Genomic DNA, 16,304 nt, shown 5'->3' on the forward strand with positions numbered 1-16,304 from the left:
GATGTCGAACTAGGGAAAGTGGTCTGCACATTTCCTGCTGGATCTTAGGGGTAGCAATGTCAAACCGAAACGACGCTCGCCAGGCGCAGGGTCTGTGGAACATGATCCACCCCCGCTTGCTCGTCGCACAGTTGCGCGAGGCATACGGTCCAAGATTTGGACAGGGTTTCACCAACCGCCTGGTGGGTGGGGCTGTAATCCTGGTGATCAGCGGATGGGTCATGGTCGTCGGAGTAGTGGGGCTCATAACTGGGGGGATCGTCACGTTTTCCGCCACAGGGTCCCTTTCTGACGTCTACACCGTCGCGTCGTTCGGCTTCGGCCTCATTGTGATCGGCTTTGTGGTCAACGCGGTGGGCGTCGGAATCCGCACAACGGCGATAAAGAGGATGTCCGACCGTATCCGTCACTTCGATCCGAAAGTCACCGTCGATGGAGCAGGGCGACTGATCAAAAGTCCGCAGCTGTACGACAGGTGGATGTCTCAACACCCCGGATTTATCTCCCACTAACGCGAGCCGGGGCGCCGGTAAGTCGCTCTCGCGCTCTCGCTCATTGGAACCCCGAATCATAGGTCTGGAGAAGCGATGAGGCGCAAGAGTCTCATCAGCATCCTCGCCGCCTCCCTGCTTTTGGCGGTGTCGTTTCCGGCCGGCGCGCCCCCGCGCATGCTTCGAGGACCTCCTTCGACGGAATCGAACCGGCGGCCACGGGCCGTGTGAACCGATCTTGTGTGATGTGGTCGACCCCGCTGAACAACGACACAGACGCCAGCGACGACATGGGTCAATGGGAGTGGAGCCTGACCCGCTTTTCCGGACACCTGAGTTGAGGCGATGATCGTCTCAGAGAGGAGTCCGTGATGCCTGCTGCTCACCCGCCGGAGTTCCGGCGTCGTGCCCTGGATCTGGTCGCTCAAGGGAACCCGGTCGCGCAGACCGCTCGGGATCTGGGGATCAGCGAGTCCTGCCTGCGGAACTGGATGAACCGTGACGCAGTCGACAGCGGCCGCAAGCCCGGTTTGACGACAGACGAACACAAAGAACTGGTCGAGGCGCGTCGCCGGATCCGGGTGCTGGAGATGGAGAACGAGATCCTCAAGCGCGCGAGCGCCTATTTCGCCCGGGAGAACGTGCTCCCAAAATAGGATTCCGGCTGGTCCAGGAGCTTGCCGCGGACGGTGTCCCCGTCGCGGTGGCCTGCCGGTTCCTGAAGATCTCGACTTCCGGCTACTACGACTGGGCGAGCCGACCCCCGTCGGCGCGGGCGGTCGCGGACGCCGCGTTGACGACCACGATCCGGCGCATCCATGCCGACTCCCGGGCGACCTATGGGGCGCCGCGTGTGCTCGCGGAGCTGCGGATCGCGCTTGGCGTCCGTGTCGGCTGCAAACGCGTTGCAAGGCTGATGCGACAAGACGGACTGGTCGGCGTCTCACATCGCCGCAAGCGGCGCGGTTGGAAGCCGGAGACCGCCACGCACGAGGATCCCGTGAAGCGGCAGTTCCGTGCGGATACGCCGAACCGGCTGTGGTTCTGCGACATCACGCAGCATCGGGCGAAGGACGGCTGGGTCTACTGCGCCGCGGTCATCGACGCGTTCAGTCGGCGGATCGTGGGGTGGTCGATCTCAGATCGGATCACCGCGGAGATCGTCGTCGATGCGCTCGAGATGGCACGTTGGCGCCGCCGGCCCGAACCCGGAACCGTGGTCCATGCGGACAGGGGCGCGCAATACACCTCTTGGCTCTTCGGACAGCGGCTCCGGCAAGCCGGACTGCTCGGCTCGATGGGTCGGGTCGCATCCAGCGTCGACAACGCACTCATCGAATCGTTCTGGTCGACGATGCAGCGCGAGCTCCTGGACCGATCGAACTGGACGTCGAAGACCGAACTGTCGTCGGAGATATTCGAGTGGATCGAGGGCTTCTACAACCCGACCCGCCGCTACACCGCCCTCGGCAACCTCAGCCCCGCCGACTACGAAGCCCTTCACACCGCCACCGAAATCGCGGCATGATCAACACAAAGAAACCGTCCGGGAAACCGGGTCAGGCTCCACGTAGCAACGTGGCAATAGGCCAGTTGACCGAATGCGGCGCGGGATACCGTCGACGCATGGCAGATGGTGCACTGGTTCTGGCCGGCGGCGGTCTCGCGGGCATAGCGTGGGAGACGGGGGTGCTGCTGGGAATCCAGGATCTCGAGCCCGAGGCTGCGGCGAGCGTCCTCGGCCACCCCACCGCCATCATCGGCACCTCCGCGGGCGCGAATGTTGCCGCGCACGTCGCCGCGGGCACGCCGCTGGGGAAGGTGTTCGCCCGCCAGGTCTCGACCGAGACCGCGGAGATCTTCGTCGAGGTCGACTTCGAGGCCTTCATGGCGAGCATGGCGGCCGCGCAGAGCGAAGCAACTTCGGCGGACGACGCGCGCAGCCGCATCGGTCGCATCGCCTCGAACCTCCGACCGTCGAGCGCGCGGTGCGTCGGGCCGTCATCGAGTCGCGCGTCGGCGGCCTCGCCTGGAACGACCGCGACCTGCGGATCACGGCGGTCGACGCCGACTCCGGTGTGCCGATCGTCTTCGACCGCCACTCCGGCGTGTCGCTCGTCGACGCCGTCGAGGCGAGCTCCGCCGTACCGGGGGTGTGGCCGGCCGTGCCGCTCGCGGGCCATCGTTACATCGACGGCGGGGTGCGCACAATGGCGAACGCCGACCTCGCCGCGGGGTTCGACCCCGTGCTCATCCTTCTGCCTCAGCCGGCGCTCACCGCCGCCGGCGCCATGATCGCGCCCTCAGAGCTGGAGGCATTGGCACCCGCGCGGGTGCACCTGATCTCAGCGGATGCGGCATCCCTCGCGGCCTTCGGCACGAATCCGCTCGACCCCGCGGTGCGGCCGCCCGCAGCACGGGCCGGGCGCGAACTCGGTCGCGCCGTGGCCGCCGAGGTCGCGGCATTCTGGCGCGGCTGAGCATCCGATGCCCCTGAACGACGGGAGCCCCGCCCGAGCCGAGGCTCGGACGGGGCACCGTCTCCTCCAATGGAGTCTTTTACCGGCGTATCAGTGACCCGCCGGAACGCACACGCGAGACTGCGTCGATCGTAGCGGCAAGGATCAGCACGCCGCCGGTGACGAGGAAGTTCACGCCGCCCGGCAGGTTGAGCAGGCCCAGGCCGTTGGTGATGACCGCGATGACCAGCGCACCGATCGCACCGTGGATGAGCCGACCGCGACCACCGAACAGGCTGACCCCGCCGACGACCGCCGCCGCGACACCGCTCAGCACGATGTCGCGTCCGAAGGCCGCGTCGACCGAGCCGACCTTGCTCGCGCTGAACACACCCGAGACGACCGCGAGGAACGAGCAGACCGTGAACGCCGCCCACTTGATGCCCACCACCTTGATGCCGGCGCGACGGGCCGCCTCGGCGTTGCCGCCGACCGCGTAGAGGTAGCGCCCGAAGCGGGTGCGGTCGAGGATGAACGTGCCCAACCACAGGATGAACAGCGTGATCGGCACGACGATCGGCACGCCCGAGACCGCCAGGAAGCCGGTACCCCGGTTCTGGTTGAGCAGGGCGATGACGATGCCGGCGATGACCGCGATGACCACCAGCCGGATCCACATGAGCGCGATCGTGCGGTTCGGAACACCCGCGCGGGTGCGCCGCCGCCGGTCGAGCAGCGAGGTGGCGAGCGAGATGGCGATCATCACCACGAGCATCACCCAGCCGGCCCAGTCGGGCATGTTGCTGTTCTGAATGGCGAGGATCTCGGGCTGCTGGATGCGGTACAGGCCGCCGTCACCGATGATGATGAGCTGCAGTCCCTGGAATCCCAGGAACAGACCCAGCGTTACGACGAACGATGGGATTCCGACCCGCGCCACGAAGAACCCGATGAACATGCCGATCACGATTCCCGTGATGAGCGAGACCAGCAGCGCCAGGATCCAGTTGAGGTTCAGCCCGCCCGGGTCGGAGAGCACGACGAACAGCGACATGGCGACACCCGAGGTGACGCCGGCCGAGAGGTCGATCTCGCCGAGAAGGATCACGAACACGAGCGCCATCGCCAGCATGACGAGCGTCGCCGCCTGCGTGAGCAGGTTGGCGAAGTTGCGCTCGGTCAGGAAGTACGGGCTGAGCGCCGTGAACAGGATGCACAGCACGACGAACCCGGCGATGGCGGGGAGCCCGCCCATGTCGCCGCCGCGCACGCGCTGCAGGTAGGCCGAGACCTGGTCGCGGATCCCGCCCTCCTGGCCGCTTCCGATGAGGTCGGAGGCGGGGGTCGGCGCCGGGGCCGGCGTCTGAGGTGTGGTGGTGGTGCTCATATCGACGCCCCCGTGTAGGTCTTGCTTCCGGTGATGTAGCCGACGACGTCGTCGCTGGTGGTGGCGGAGGTCTCGATGGACGCGACCATCTGGCCGAGGTACAGAACGCTGATGTAGTCGGCGACCTGGAACACGTCGACGAGGTTGTGGCTGATCATCAGCACGCCCACGCCCTTCTCGGCCAGGCGCTTCACGAGCGCGAGCACCTGCTCGGTCTGGGCGACGCCCAGCGCCGCGGTCGGTTCGTCGAGGATGACCACCCGCGCCGACTTCAACACCGACCGTGCGATCGCCACCGTCTGCCGCTGACCACCGGAGAGGGAGGAGACCTTCTGCCGCACCGACTTGACGGTGCGCACCGAGAGGGATCGCAGCGTCTCCGATGCCTCCCGCTCCATCTGGCCCTCGTCGAAGGTGCCGAGCGTCGTCTCCTCGCGCCCGAGGAACATGTTCTGCACGATGTCGAGGTTGTCGCACAGGGCGAGGTCCTGATAAACGACCTCGATGCCGAGGCGGGATGCCTCGCGCGGGTTGTGCAGCGCGACGGGCTGCCCGTCGAACTTCACCTCACCCTCGTCGTAGGGCTGGACTCCGGCGAGTCCTTTGATGAGCGTCGACTTGCCCGCTCCGTTGTCACCGACGAGTGCGGTGATCTTGCCCGGGAAGACCTTCAGCGAGACGCCTTTGAGCACGCTGACGGGTCCGAAGCTCTTCTTCACATCGATCAGCTCGATGAGAGGGGAATCCATGTCGCAGTTCCTTTCCTGAGTGTGGGGGATACGGCAAGGCCCTGCGTCCGGCCGTCGACGACCGGACGCAGAGCCTCAGTGGGGGGCGCGCCCCCTACTTGACGCCGTACTTCGTGCAGGCGGCTGCGACATCCGCCGTGCAGATATCCGACGCCTTGGCGTCGCCCGCCGTCACGACGGTCTCGACCTTGTCGGGCGTGACCAGGATGGGCGTGACCGCGATGAACGGCTTGCCGTAGAGCGTGTTCGACTCGGTCGGCTTCTGGCCCTTCAGCAGCTGGATGGCGAGCTGGGAGGCGGCATCGGCTTCGAGCTTGAACGGCTTGTAGACGGTGGCCGTCTGCTTGCCGAGCAGCACGTTCTGCAGACCGGCGACCGAGGCGTCCTGTCCGGAGACGGGAACCTTGAGGCCGTTCTTGTCGAGGACGGTGATGACACCGGCCGCGTTCGTGTCGTTCGCGACCCAGACGGCGTCGACCTTGCCACCGAGCGAGGTCAGAGCCTGCTCGAAGTTGGTCGCCGACTTCTGGCCGTCCCACACACCGACGGGCTCCGCAGCGGGCTTGATGCCGGCGGCGCTCATCACCTTGACGGCTCCGTCGTGGAACAGCTTCGCGTTTCCATCGGCGGGGTCACCGCCCATGTAGACCACGACGGCCTTGGCCGGGTCCTTGCCGGCGGCCTTCAGGCCATCGACGATGGACTGGCCCTCGAGCTCGCCGACCTTCTCGTTGTCGAACGAGACGTAGTAGTCGGCCAGCATCGACGGCGCATCGGCCGTGCCCGTGGTGATCGGGCGGTCGTAGGCGATGACTGGGATGCCCTGCTTCTGTGCCTTCTGCGTGACGGCGACTGCCGCACCGTTGTAGTCCACGAGGATCATGACACCGCAGCCCTTGGTGAGCTCCTGGTCGGCGAGGGTCGCGTACTTGTTGGTGTCGCCCTGAGCGTTCTGAACGTCGGCGCTGAAGCCGGCATCGGTGAACGCCTTCGTGAGGGCGGGGCGGTCGCCGTTCTCCCACCGCGGCGAGGACGCCGAGTCGGGGAGCATGACGCACGCTCGTGTGGAAGCCTTCGAGCTGCTTCCGGATGAGGGGGTTCCGGACGAACATCCGGTGAGGAGTAATGCTGCTGCCGCAAGGGCGACCGGTACCGAGATCCATGAAGACGTCTTCATGTCACTCCCTTTCTGCTGTGAAGGAGAGCACTCCTTGGTGCCCACGCTCGACTTTGAGCGGTGGTATCTGAAGCATGTTCCCGTATGCAGGGTTGCGCAACATAAGGTCATATAACGGTTTGGTAACGGAATCAGCCCGAAATTTTCGCCCACGGAAAAACCCCTGTTCCCAAGCGGTTAGCGCGTGAGAGCGCTCCACGCGGGCGGCGCAATCCGGTGAAGAAATTTCGCAATGGCAGATCGGCGAGTCGGGATAATAAGCGCATGACCGACGACGCCGCGCTGCCTCCGGGGCGGCGCGTCGACTGGATCGAGCTCTTCTTCGACCTCGCCATGGTCGCCTTCATCACCGAGCTCGCGGCGGTGCTCCACGGCGCGCCCGGGCCCGCGCAGTACCTCACCTTCGTGGCGTGGTCGGTGCCGGCGTGGTGGGCCTGGATCAACGTCACGGCCTGCGTCAACGAGCTCCCGCCGCTGCCGCGCCGGCTGACCGGCGTTGCCCTGCTCCTTGCGACCGCGACGATCGCGGTGATGGCCGCGTCGGTCACCGAGACCACCGACCGGGTGTGGGCGTTCGCGCTCGCCAACGGGATGCTCCGCCTCGTCCTGCTCGTGCTCTGGAGCTACCGCGCCCGATTCTCCGGAGTGCCGCTGTGGCGCCCGGCCGTCTACAACGGCGTCACCGCCCTGCTCTGGATCGGCTCCGCCCTCGTGCCGATCCCGTGGGACTTCGCGGTGTGGGCCGCCGCGATCCTGCTCGAGGTGATCCTGCTGCGGGCGGGCGCGCGGTCGCTGTCGCGGTTCGCGCGGCTGGATGTGGCGCACGCGAGCGAGCGGCTCGGCCTGTTCCTGATCATCCTGATGGGGGAGTCGGTGGTGAGCGTCATCGTCTCGCTGAGCGCGCACTGGGGCGCCGCCGCGGGTCTCGCGGCGCTGCTCGGATTCGCCACCATCGCGCTCATCGCCTGGGGATTGTTCGTCTCGGGCAGCAGCATCATCGAGGAGGGGGTCGCCGCGGTGGTCGCGCGCCGCGACGTGGGCGCCCTGCTCGACACCGTCATGATCATCCCCTACCTCATTGTGGCGTCGATCACGATGTTCGCGGCGGGCCTCGCGACGGCGATCGCCCACCCGCACTCCGCTCCGGCGACCGGGTCGACGATCGCGCTCGGGGGAGGTCTCGCGCTCTTCTACCTCACCAACGCCATCGTGATCCGGCGCTACGGCACCCCGCTGACCTTCGTGCTGCCGTGGGCGGCGCCCGGCGTGATCCTGCCGCTGGCTCTGGTGGCGATCGCGAGCGTCTCGGGGATGACCGCCACGCCGCTGCTCGCGGGCGGTCTCGGCGTCGTGGTGCTCGTCACCGTCGTGTCGGTGCTGAACCGCAGGCGTCCCGGAGCGGTCGTCGGGCGATAGTCGCCGGGCGGGCTCCGCTCAGGCGTCGTGCAGCAGCGGGCCGAGGTCGAGGGCGAGGAAGGTCGCGATGCGCTCCGCACGCCGGGCCGGGTAGTCGGGATCCTCGCGCGGCGCGTCCAGCCGCACGAGTCGGTCGAGCCGCGCCTCGATCGCGTCGCCCACGTCCTCCCAGGCCCGCTGGCGCGCGCGCTCGCAGATCTGCGCGCAGTAGTCGTCGTCGGTGCTGCGCTCGCGCAGGGTGTCGGCCATGCGCCGGCTCACCTCCGCCCGCTTCATGAGGGTGGGATGATCGGCCGGGCCATAGGGCTCCCCGCCGCCGCGCGCCCGCACGGTGAGCGCGTGCGCGGCCAGGCCGGCGAGACGGTCGGCCGACTCGCGGTACTCGGTGGAGAGCGTGAGCAACTCGGTGCGCACGACCTGCCGGGTCAGGGCGGCGTCGAAGTCGTCGCCGTGGCGCAGGGCCGCGACGATGATCTGGTTCTTCACGTCGAGCACGAGGGCCGACTGAGCGATGAGCAGGCCCTCCTCGACCGACCGCTCGACGGTGATCGGTTCGGCCTTCGGCGGGGCGACGAAGGTGCCGGTGATGAGACGCCTCTCGCGTCTTCTCGGCAGCCTGACCCTTCGCATACTTCGAGGCTAGGAGATCGGCGCCCCGGTGGAGGGTCGGGAGCGAGACAATTTTGGCCCCGGCTCTTGGCTGTGAGACCTCGTCACGATAAGGTATGGACACCCCGTTCGCGGGGGACGCTCGCGGAACACCCCGCCGCCGGGCGTAATGCCTCGACCCGAAGAGGAATTTGCTATGTCGCAATTCGCTGTCGCCCCCAACAGCAGCCACTCACCGATCGCCTTCGACTCGGTGCTCGATCAGATCATCCGCGCGATGGACCAGGATCAGTTCGATCTGCTCGTCCGCGCCGTCGATCTCGTCGTTCTCAGCCAGGTCTTCACGCCGCTCGGCCTCGAGCGCGCGATGCGGATCAGCTACGACGAGACCGAGCTGGTCACCGAGCTCCTCGAGGCGATGGGGGTCATCAGCACCCCCACGAAGCGCATCCGCGAGCACCGCGTGCTCGTGCGCATCGAAGACCTCTCGGCCGTGCTGTTCGAGATGTACGAGCACCGCACGCCGACGTTCGACGCGGCGTAGCCGCTCACCTCACGCGAACAGCTCGTCGAACCACGCCCGCCAGGCGCCCTCGAGGCGCGGGGTCTCCGCGCCGCTGAAGTCGTGCACGGTGAGCCCGACGGTGGCGCCGAACGAGTCCCGTCCGAAGAAGCGGTAGAGGGCATCCTCGCCGCGAAGCCCCAGAAACACATCGGCGTTCCAGTCGACCGTGAAAACGGTCGGCCCCGCGCCCGGGAGATCGACGGTGACGGTGTCGCCCGCGGCGGTCTGCGGCGTGATGCCGAGGGCGTCGCGCACGCGGTCGAAGGAGCCCGCCGCCGTCGACGCCGGGGGAGCCTGGATATCGGCGAAGGTCACCGGCCGGCCGGCGAAGTGGGCGACGTACTGGCCGAGAGTGTGCAGGTAGAAGGTGGTGTGGCGGCTCGCGCCGTCGTACTGAGCCTCCCAGTCATCGGTCATCACGCCGCTGTGGATCCAGCGGATGAACGTGCCCTCCGGCCTCGCCTCGATCAGCTGCTCCAGCTGGTTGTACCAGCCGTCGGGCCCGTCGAGGCGATTCTTGTGGTGGGTCGGCCGCTCCTCGATCAGCTCGACCCCGGCCATCCCCTCGGTGGGGAACAGCCAGGCGGAGGTCTCGGCCGTCACGGCGTCGTAGACCTGCTCGGGGGTGCCGTCGACGATCGTCTCGGCGATGATTTCGAAGGGATGATTCACCGTGGTCTCCTCTGGTTGGCGGTGATGGCGGTCGTGGTGGATGGCGTGAGGGCCGCGGCGTCGCCGGCCGCGGTGATGCTCGGGTGCAGCGCGACGATCAGCCGGTGCGGGCGCGCGGTCGCGGTGGCCGCGCTGTCGTACTTGGTGACGAGGGCGGCGAGCGTCTCGCTCAGTTCGGCCGCGAACCCGGCGCGGTCGGCGGCGGTCGCGAAGCGCAGCTCGGCGTCGATCGTGAGGGTCGCCAGCGGGCGCCCGGCGGCGGTGGCGCGCGAGAGCAGGGTGCCGACCTCGCGCACGAGGCGGGCGGCGATCGCGAGCATCCAGTGGGCGGAGAGCTGGTCGGGGCGCGCGGCGGGGTCGGGGGCGAGCTCGGCGAGCGCCGCGGGCGAGATCACGTAGGAGGCGGCCGTCGCCTGGACGACCCGCTCGGTCATGTTGCCGCGGCGGCGCTCCTCGACGAGTTCGACGACGCCGGCGCGTTCGAGCGCGCGCAGGTGGTAGTTGATCTTCTGCCGCTGCAGGCCGGTGCGCTGGGCGAGCGTGGAGGCGGAGCCGGGTTCGCGCAGGGCGGCGAGAAGGCGGCTGCGCATCGGGTCGAGGCAGGCCTCAGCGGCCCCGGCGCTCTCGATGATCTCCACGTCTCTCACGGGATCAGGATTTCACCGACAAATAAATTTGTCAAGGGGCGGGCGCCGGCCGCGGGGCGGGCGCACCGCATCGCGCGGCGCACCCGCCCCGCGCGATCACACCTCGATCGACAGCTCGTACACCTCGGCGGTGGGGTGGCCGGCGCGCTCGTGAATGCGCATGACCGCCTCCTTCGAGGGGCCGGTCGAGAGGCAGAAGACCTTGCCCGACTCCGGGTCGAGCCAGGCCTGCTCGAAGTGCACGCCCTCCTCGCCCTCGATCGCGAGGTCGGCCGCGTGGGCCTCCGCGAGCTGTTCCTTCGTGACCCCGACGAAACCGTCGTGCACGTCCATGTACCTGTTGGTCGCCATGTTCATCGTCCCTTCTCTGGCGTGTCTCCTCACCCTCCCGCGCGGGCGACGGCGTGGCATCGGTCGTTCGACCTATCTGCGACGGAGGGCCGCGGGATCGGTCATCCGGGCTCGTCGGGGCGGGAATAGGATGACCGCGTGACCGCCCACCGGCAGGCTGACGCTGACCGGCCACGGGTGTGCCCCGTGCTGGTGGACCGCGATGAGCAGCTCGCGCTCGCGCTGCGACGCTGGGAGTCCGCACGCAGCGGTGACGGGCAGTTCCTGCTCGTGTCGGGCGAGGCGGGAATCGGCAAGAGCCGCCTGCTCGCCGAGGTCGACGACCGGATGCGCGGCTCGGGTCGGCGGCTTCGCGTGGCGGTGTTCCCGCGCGACGCCGAGGTGGCGGGCTCGGTGCTGGTCGATCTGGCGCGGGAGCTGAGGGCCACCGGCGACCGGGCTTCCGCGGAGCGGCTGACGACCCGGCTCGATGGCGGTCTGCGCGAGACGGGCGACCCGGTGCGGCGGAGGCGGCTGCTGGTCGCCGAGCTCGCCGAGGAGGTCGGCGCGCTGCTCGCCTCGGAGGCGACGATGCTGCGCGTGGAGGATCTGCACTGGGCTGATGAGCTGAGCCTCGACGTGCTCGAGCGGGTCGGGTCGCGCGTGCGCGAGTTGCCGGCGATGCTTGTGGCGACCTTTCGCAGCGACGAACTGTACCCGCGCAGCGCCCTGCGGGCGTGGCGGGCGCGGCTCGTGGAGCAGCGGGTCGCCGAGGAGCTGCGGCTGCGCCGGCTCGACCCGGACGGCACCGCCGCGATGGTCACCGCGCTGCGCGGGGCCGCACCCGCCTCGGCGGAGCTCGCCGCGCTGTTCGACCGGAGCGACGGCATTCCGCTGCACGTCGAGGAGCTGATCGTCACCGAGTTGCTCGACGGCGCCGCCGTGCCCGAGACGATCGCCGAATCGGTGGCCCAGCGCGCGGCTCGCCTGAGCCGGTCGGCCGGGGAGGTGCTGGAGGCCGCGGCCGTCATCGGCCGCTCCTGCGCCGTCGACCTGCTGCGCGAGGTCAGCGCCGCCTCGCCCGGCGAACTCGATCCGGCGCTCGCAGAGCTCACCGACAGCCTTCTGCTCGTGCCCGGCGCGGGTGGTGACGACGTCGACTTCCGACACGCTCTCATCCGGGATGCCGTCTACGCGGGCATCCCGCCGTACCGCCGCCGCGCGCTGCACGGCACGGTCGCCGAGGTCGCCGAGCGCTCAGGGTTCGGATCGGCGTTCCTCTCCGACCAGTTGGAGCGTGCCCACCGGCCCGCCGCGGCGTACGGTCACGCGCTCCGCGCGGCCCGGGAGGCGGTGCGCAGCGGGGCCCATCGCGAGGGGGTCGCGCTCTACCGCCGCGCGCAGCGCACGATGCCGTCGTCGACGCCCGTGGCCGAGCGCGCTCTCGTGCACTCCGACCTCGCCCGCGAACTCGCCGCCGTCGACGACAACGAGGCGGCCCTGCGCGAGTGGGTCGCGGCCATCGAGCTCCATCGACGGGACGGTGACGAGGTGGCGGCCGCCCGTCATGTCTCGCAGCAGCTCGCCGCCCTCCACCTGCTGGGGGTGCCGTTCGCCGAGCGGGAGGCGATCGCCCGCCAGGCTCTCGCCCGCATCGACGGGGTCGCGGGTCAGCGCGCGGAGCTCGCGCGGGCGGAGCTCCTCGCGGCGATCACGGCGGGGCTCATGCTCGACCGCCGGCTCGACAACGCGATCGCGGTGGGGAGCGAGGCGGCCCGGCACGCGGCGGGCGAGGGCGCGGAGGCGATCCGGATCGACCTCGATCTCTCACTCGGCTCCGTCCTCGTCTTCGCGGGGCGGGGCGATGAGGGCTGGGCGCTGCTCGAGAACGGCATCCGCGCGGCGACCGAGCACCGCCTCGACACCCGCATCGCGCGGGGCTACCGGATGATCGGCTCCTGCGCCTCCGTCCTCGTCGAGTACGACCGTGCCGAGCGCTGGATCGCGGAGGGCCTGGAGGTGACCCGGCGCCTCGAACAGTGGAATGACCACCACTACCTGACCGCCCACCTGGCGCACGTGCGCTGGGCGACCGGCCGGCCGGCGGAGGCGCGGGCGCTCGCGGACGCGGCGCTCGTGGACGGCCGCGGCGGGATCACGACCCGCGTGACCGCCCTCCACGTGCTCGGCTACCTCGCGCTCGAGGCGGGATCGGGCGTCGACGGCCCGGGCGACCGGCCGGCCCTCGACGCCGCGCTCGAGCACCTGACCGCGGCGCGCGAGATCGGTGAGCGCATGGGGGAGCTGCAGCGACTCTCGCCCGCGGTCTGGGGTCTCGCCGAGCTCGCCCTCGCGGAGGGGCGGGCCGACGACGCGGTGACCCTCTGCGAGACGGGGTGGGAGCTCTCCGCCGCGGTGACGGACGCCGCCTACCTGTTCCCCTTCGTGCTCACCGGGGTGCGCGCCCAGCTCGCGCGGCGGGACACCCTCGCGGCCCGCGCCTGGCTCGCCCGCTGTCGCTCGCTCATCGCGGCTCGCGGGATTCCCGGAACCCTGCCGGCGCTCGACCACGCCGAGGGGCTCCTGCTGCTGGCCGACCGCCAGCTGCTGCGCGCGCGGGAGTCGCTCGAACGGGCGCGGGCGGAGTGGGGGCGGCTGCGCCGGGCACGGGAGCGTGAGCAGTGCATCCGCGATCTGGCCGAGGTGGATGCCCGTACCGGCCGCAGCCTCCGACGCGACGAGCTCTCGCCCCGCGAGTTCGAGGTCGCCCGCCTCATCGCCCAGGGCGCGACGAACCGGGAGATCGCGGCGACCCTCGTGATCTCGGCGAAGACCGCCTCCGCGCACGTCGAGCACATCCTGTCGAAACTGGGGGCCGCACGACGAGCGGAGATCGCCGCGTGGGTGGTCGCGCGCGACGCCCCCGCTCGCGCCCCCATTCCTGTGGACGCGCCCCCGTCCGCGCGGAGGCCTTGAGCGCTCCGGGTGCTGCCCCTACAGTGGGCGCGAGGATTCTCCGGCGGTGGCGCTCCGAGCGGTCTCCCTCGACCTGTCGGCGAGTTGAACGGCGAGGGGGCGCCCCATGGCGGCACCGCACACCAGGGAGCCGAGACGGTTGACCGTCGCGCAGGCGCTCATCGAGTTCCTGGCTCACCAGTGGACGGTCGACGGCGAGCATCGATCGCGGGCCATCGTCGGCACCTTCGGCATCTTCGGCAAGGGAAACGTCGCGGGCGTGGGGCAGGCGCTCCGCCAGTACGCGCTCAGCGAGCCGACGCTCATGCCCTATCACCAGGCCCGCACCGAGCTCGCGATGGTGCACCAGTCCGTCGGCTTCGCGCGCATGAGTCGCCGTCGCGCCACCTTCGCCTGCACCGGCGCCGCGGGGGCGGGATCGACCGGGATGCTCACCGGGGCCGCGCTCGCGACCGCCGCCCACCTCCCGGTGCTCCTGCTGCCGTCCGACCCGCTCGCGAGTCGCGTGAGCGAGCCGGCGCGCGGCTACGCCGGCTTCCCGCACGACGCGACCGTCACCGCCACCGACGCCTTCCGCCCGCTCTCCCGGTACTTCGACCGCGTGCACCGGCCCGAGCAGCTCGTGCCCGCGGCGCTCGGCGCGATGCGCGTGCTCACCGACCCGGCCGAGACCGGCGCCGTCACGATCGTGCTCCCGGAGGATGTGCAGGCGGAGGCGCTGGAGGTGCCCGCCGGCTTTCTGGATGACCGCGAGTGGGTCATCCGTCGCCCCCGCCCCGACCGCACCGAGCTCGCCCGGCTGCTCGGCGCCCTTCGCGACGCGGCGCGACCACTGATCGTCGCGGGCGGCGGCGTTCTCTACTCCGACGCGGCGGCCGCGCTGAGGCAGCTCGCCGAGGCGAGCGGAATCCCCGTCGCGGTGACCGTCTCGGGACTGGGCAGCATGCCGGATGACCACCCGCAGTACCTCGGCCCGATCGGCACCACCGGCACTCCCGCCGCCAACCGCGTCGCGCGCGGTGCCGACCTCGTGCTCGCGGTGGGGGCGCGCCTGAGCGACCTCACGACCTCCAGCGGCACCGCCTTCCAGCACCCCGGGGTGCGCGTGGCATCGATCACCCTCTCGGCGCTCGATGCCGTGCGCCACGGAACACTGCCGGTGGTGGCGGATGCCCGCGAGACGCTCCTCGACCTCGCGGAGGAGCTCGCCGACTGGAGTGTCCAGGCCGCGTACCGGCAGGAGTACACACGGGAGCGGGCGGCGTGGAGAGAGCAGCGCGACCGCGCGCTCACGCGGCATCGGCGCGCGCTTCCGAGCACCGCCGAGATCGTGGGCGCGGTGGACGAGGCGAGCGACCCGGAGGACGTGGTGGTCGCCGCCTCCGGGTCGACCGCCGCCGAACTCCCCGCGCTCTGGCGACCGCGCAGCGAACTCGGCTGCCACATCGAGGCGGCGACGGCGAGCCCCGGCTACGAGATCCCCGGGGGCGTCGGGGTGGCCCGCGCCGCCCCCGACCGCGATGTCATCGTGCTGCTCGGCGACGGCGCCTACCTCATGCTGCACTCATCCCTCGTCACGGCGAGCGCCGAGGGCCTCAAGATCATCGTCGTGCTCGTGCAGAACCACGGCCTCGCCGCGGTCGGCCGCCTCGGTCAGCTCGCCGGATCCGATCACTACGGCACGCTCTTCCGCTACCACGACTCCGAGGCGAACAGTTTCGAGACCGGCGACCGGCTCCCCATCAACCTCGCCACGAACGCGGCGAGCCTGGGCGTCGATGTCATCCGCATCGCCCCCTCGGCCGACGCGATCGACGAACTCGTGGCCGCGATTCGGGAGGCGAAGCGTGCCTCGACCACCACGGTCATCCACATCACCGGCGACCCGTTCATCGAGGGGCCGTCGGGGGAGGGCTGGTGGGAGGTGCCGGCCGCCGAGGTGTCGACGCTGCCCGACACCGTGAGTGCGCGCGAGGTCTACGAGGAGCGCCGCGCCGAGCAGCGCCGTTACCTCAGGTAGCGCCCCGCGGTCAGGGGATCGGCTCGGTCGTCCCGCCCGCGGGGTCGACGGCGTGGTGGTCGGAGAGCAACTCCCCGCCGACCGGCTCGGAATGCCAGTCGACGAGACGCAGCCGGCCGAGCCGAGGCCCCTCGAGCAGGGCCAGCCCGGTATTCGCGAGTTGGTGCCCGGCGGCGAATCCGCCGTCGAGGTTGGTGCTTCGCGCGGCGACCCAGGTGCGGATGGCGACACCGTGGCTCACGACGACCGCGGTCTCGGCGCCGGAGTCGAGCACGTGCTCGATCGCGGCGTCGAACCGCGCGAAGAACTCCGCGCCCGTCTCGCCGCCCGGCATGCGCAGCTCGACGTCGCCGCGCGCCCAGCGGAAGGCGGTCGCGGTGTACTCGTGCTGGGAGTCGTGGTCGGTCCTCAACTCGAACGCGCCCGCCGCGACCTCGCGGACTCCGTCGAGCACGGTCGGGTGGAGTCCCGTCGCCGCGGCGAGCGGCGCGGCGGTGAGTTGGGTGCGCAGCAGGGGTGAGACGACGATCTCGTCGACGACGGTGCCGACCGCCGCCGTCGTCGCGGCCAGCAGCGCGGTGAGTCCGGCCGGAACGGCCGCGGCCTGCTGTTCGCCGATGAGCGTGAGGGCGGCGCCCGGCACCGCGGTGTCGAGCGCGCCCACCACGTTGGAGTGCGTCTGCCCGTGCCGAAGGAGGATGAGCCGCATCAGCCCACGCTAGCCACGCTGGTGCGGGAGGGCAATCGGTCGCGCGATCGCCGCCGGACGTTCATCCACTGTTCGCCCGCCGTCGATTGAGGCCCGA

16 protein-coding genes and 2 pseudogenes are annotated in these 16,304 nt (G+C 70.2%); 9 read left to right on the forward strand and 9 right to left on the reverse strand.

Annotation, left to right across the window (positions count from 1 at the left end; translation table 11 throughout):
- The first annotated feature begins 56 nt into the window (after positions 1-56).
- The 3 genes from G3T37_RS08475 (at position 57) to G3T37_RS08485 (ending at position 2,019) form a co-directional block, all read left to right on the forward strand.
- Positions 57-512, forward strand: coding sequence for a hypothetical protein (locus G3T37_RS08475; RefSeq protein WP_163473076.1), 456 nt, complete (start codon positions 57-59; stop codon positions 510-512).
- Positions 513-862: 350 nt separating this feature from the next.
- Positions 863-1,147, forward strand: coding sequence for a transposase (locus tag G3T37_RS08480; RefSeq protein ID WP_163473078.1), 285 nt, complete (start codon positions 863-865; stop codon positions 1,145-1,147).
- Positions 1,148-1,155: 8 nt separating this feature from the next.
- The gene (locus tag G3T37_RS08485) at positions 1,156-2,019 is read left to right on the forward strand and encodes an IS3 family transposase (RefSeq protein WP_194241563.1); all 864 of its coding nucleotides are present in this window, start codon (positions 1,156-1,158) and stop codon (positions 2,017-2,019) included.
- Here G3T37_RS08485 and G3T37_RS15305 read toward each other — a convergent pair.
- A complete protein-coding gene (locus tag G3T37_RS15305; RefSeq protein WP_163472620.1) occupies positions 1,992-2,237 on the reverse strand; it encodes a hypothetical protein in 246 nt (81 codons plus the stop codon). The two genes, G3T37_RS08485 and G3T37_RS15305, sit on opposite strands and share 28 nt — an antisense overlap.
- Between G3T37_RS15305 and G3T37_RS15385 the strand changes: the two are divergent.
- Together G3T37_RS15385 and G3T37_RS15390 are read left to right on the forward strand one after the other, a co-directional pair.
- Positions 2,181-2,297: pseudogene (locus tag G3T37_RS15385) on the forward strand (hypothetical protein); the annotation flags it as partial. The gene G3T37_RS15305 and the pseudogene G3T37_RS15385 sit on opposite strands and share 57 nt — an antisense overlap.
- Positions 2,298-2,455: 158 nt before the next feature.
- Positions 2,456-2,971, forward strand: a pseudogene (locus tag G3T37_RS15390) (patatin-like phospholipase family protein); the annotation flags it as partial.
- 79 nt (positions 2,972-3,050) lie between these two features.
- Here G3T37_RS15390 and G3T37_RS08500 read toward each other — a convergent pair.
- The 3 genes from G3T37_RS08500 to G3T37_RS08510 form a co-directional block, all read right to left on the reverse strand.
- Positions 3,051-4,337: a sugar ABC transporter permease gene (locus G3T37_RS08500; protein ID WP_163473080.1), complete on the reverse strand. Its 1,287-nt coding sequence runs from the start codon at positions 4,335-4,337 to the stop codon at positions 3,051-3,053.
- The gene (locus G3T37_RS08505) at positions 4,334-5,086 is read right to left on the reverse strand and encodes an ATP-binding cassette domain-containing protein (RefSeq protein WP_163473082.1); all 753 of its coding nucleotides are present in this window, start codon (positions 5,084-5,086) and stop codon (positions 4,334-4,336) included. The genes G3T37_RS08500 and G3T37_RS08505 overlap by 4 nt, the downstream gene beginning before the upstream one ends.
- Before the next feature lie 94 nt (positions 5,087-5,180).
- Complete coding sequence (locus G3T37_RS08510; RefSeq protein ID WP_241732281.1) at positions 5,181-6,137, reverse strand: sugar ABC transporter substrate-binding protein; 957 nt, start codon at positions 6,135-6,137, stop codon at positions 5,181-5,183.
- Between the two features lie 390 nt (positions 6,138-6,527).
- On the opposite strand from G3T37_RS08510, the gene G3T37_RS08515 reads away from it, so the two are divergent.
- Positions 6,528-7,679 carry a low temperature requirement protein A gene (locus tag G3T37_RS08515; RefSeq protein WP_163473086.1) on the forward strand — a complete coding sequence of 384 codons (1,152 nt, stop codon included), beginning with the start codon at positions 6,528-6,530 and terminating at the stop codon, positions 7,677-7,679.
- A gap of 18 nt (positions 7,680-7,697) precedes the next feature.
- Here the strand turns inward: G3T37_RS08515 and G3T37_RS08520 are convergent, their stop codons facing one another.
- Entirely contained in the window at positions 7,698-8,309 is a 612-nt protein-coding gene (locus tag G3T37_RS08520; RefSeq protein WP_163473088.1) for a hypothetical protein, read from the reverse strand.
- A 175-nt stretch (positions 8,310-8,484) separates the two neighbouring features.
- On the opposite strand from G3T37_RS08520, the gene G3T37_RS08525 reads away from it, so the two are divergent.
- Entirely contained in the window at positions 8,485-8,832 is a 348-nt protein-coding gene (locus G3T37_RS08525) for a hypothetical protein (RefSeq protein WP_163473090.1), read from the forward strand.
- Between the two features lie 9 nt (positions 8,833-8,841).
- Here the strand turns inward: G3T37_RS08525 and G3T37_RS08530 are convergent, their stop codons facing one another.
- The 3 genes from G3T37_RS08530 to G3T37_RS08540 form a co-directional block, all read right to left on the reverse strand.
- A complete protein-coding gene (locus G3T37_RS08530) occupies positions 8,842-9,525 on the reverse strand; it encodes an SRPBCC domain-containing protein (protein WP_163473092.1) in 684 nt (227 codons plus the stop codon).
- A complete protein-coding gene (locus G3T37_RS08535) occupies positions 9,522-10,172 on the reverse strand; it encodes a helix-turn-helix domain-containing protein (protein ID WP_163473094.1) in 651 nt (216 codons plus the stop codon). The genes G3T37_RS08530 and G3T37_RS08535 overlap by 4 nt, the downstream gene beginning before the upstream one ends.
- Positions 10,173-10,268: 96 nt before the next feature.
- On the reverse strand, positions 10,269-10,523 hold the full coding sequence (locus G3T37_RS08540) for an SCO4226 family nickel-binding protein (protein WP_163473096.1): 255 nt from the start codon (positions 10,521-10,523) through the stop codon (positions 10,269-10,271).
- Positions 10,524-10,661: 138 nt separating this feature from the next.
- Between G3T37_RS08540 and G3T37_RS08545 the strand changes: the two genes are divergently transcribed.
- The gene (locus G3T37_RS08545) at positions 10,662-13,478 is read left to right on the forward strand and encodes a LuxR C-terminal-related transcriptional regulator (protein ID WP_163473098.1); all 2,817 of its coding nucleotides are present in this window, start codon (positions 10,662-10,664) and stop codon (positions 13,476-13,478) included.
- A 139-nt stretch (positions 13,479-13,617) separates the two neighbouring features.
- Positions 13,618-15,498, forward strand: a complete 1,881-nt coding sequence (locus tag G3T37_RS08550) for a thiamine pyrophosphate-dependent enzyme (protein ID WP_338401223.1) — start codon at positions 13,618-13,620, stop codon at positions 15,496-15,498.
- A 10-nt stretch (positions 15,499-15,508) separates the two neighbouring features.
- Here the strand turns inward: G3T37_RS08550 and G3T37_RS08555 are convergent, their stop codons facing one another.
- Positions 15,509-16,207, reverse strand: a complete 699-nt coding sequence (locus G3T37_RS08555) for a histidine phosphatase family protein (protein ID WP_163473102.1) — start codon at positions 16,205-16,207, stop codon at positions 15,509-15,511.
- Between the last annotated feature and the right edge of the window lie 97 nt (positions 16,208-16,304).

The organism is Galbitalea soli (assembly GCF_010686725.1).
Taxonomy (GTDB): domain Bacteria; phylum Actinomycetota; class Actinomycetes; order Actinomycetales; family Microbacteriaceae; genus Galbitalea; species Galbitalea soli.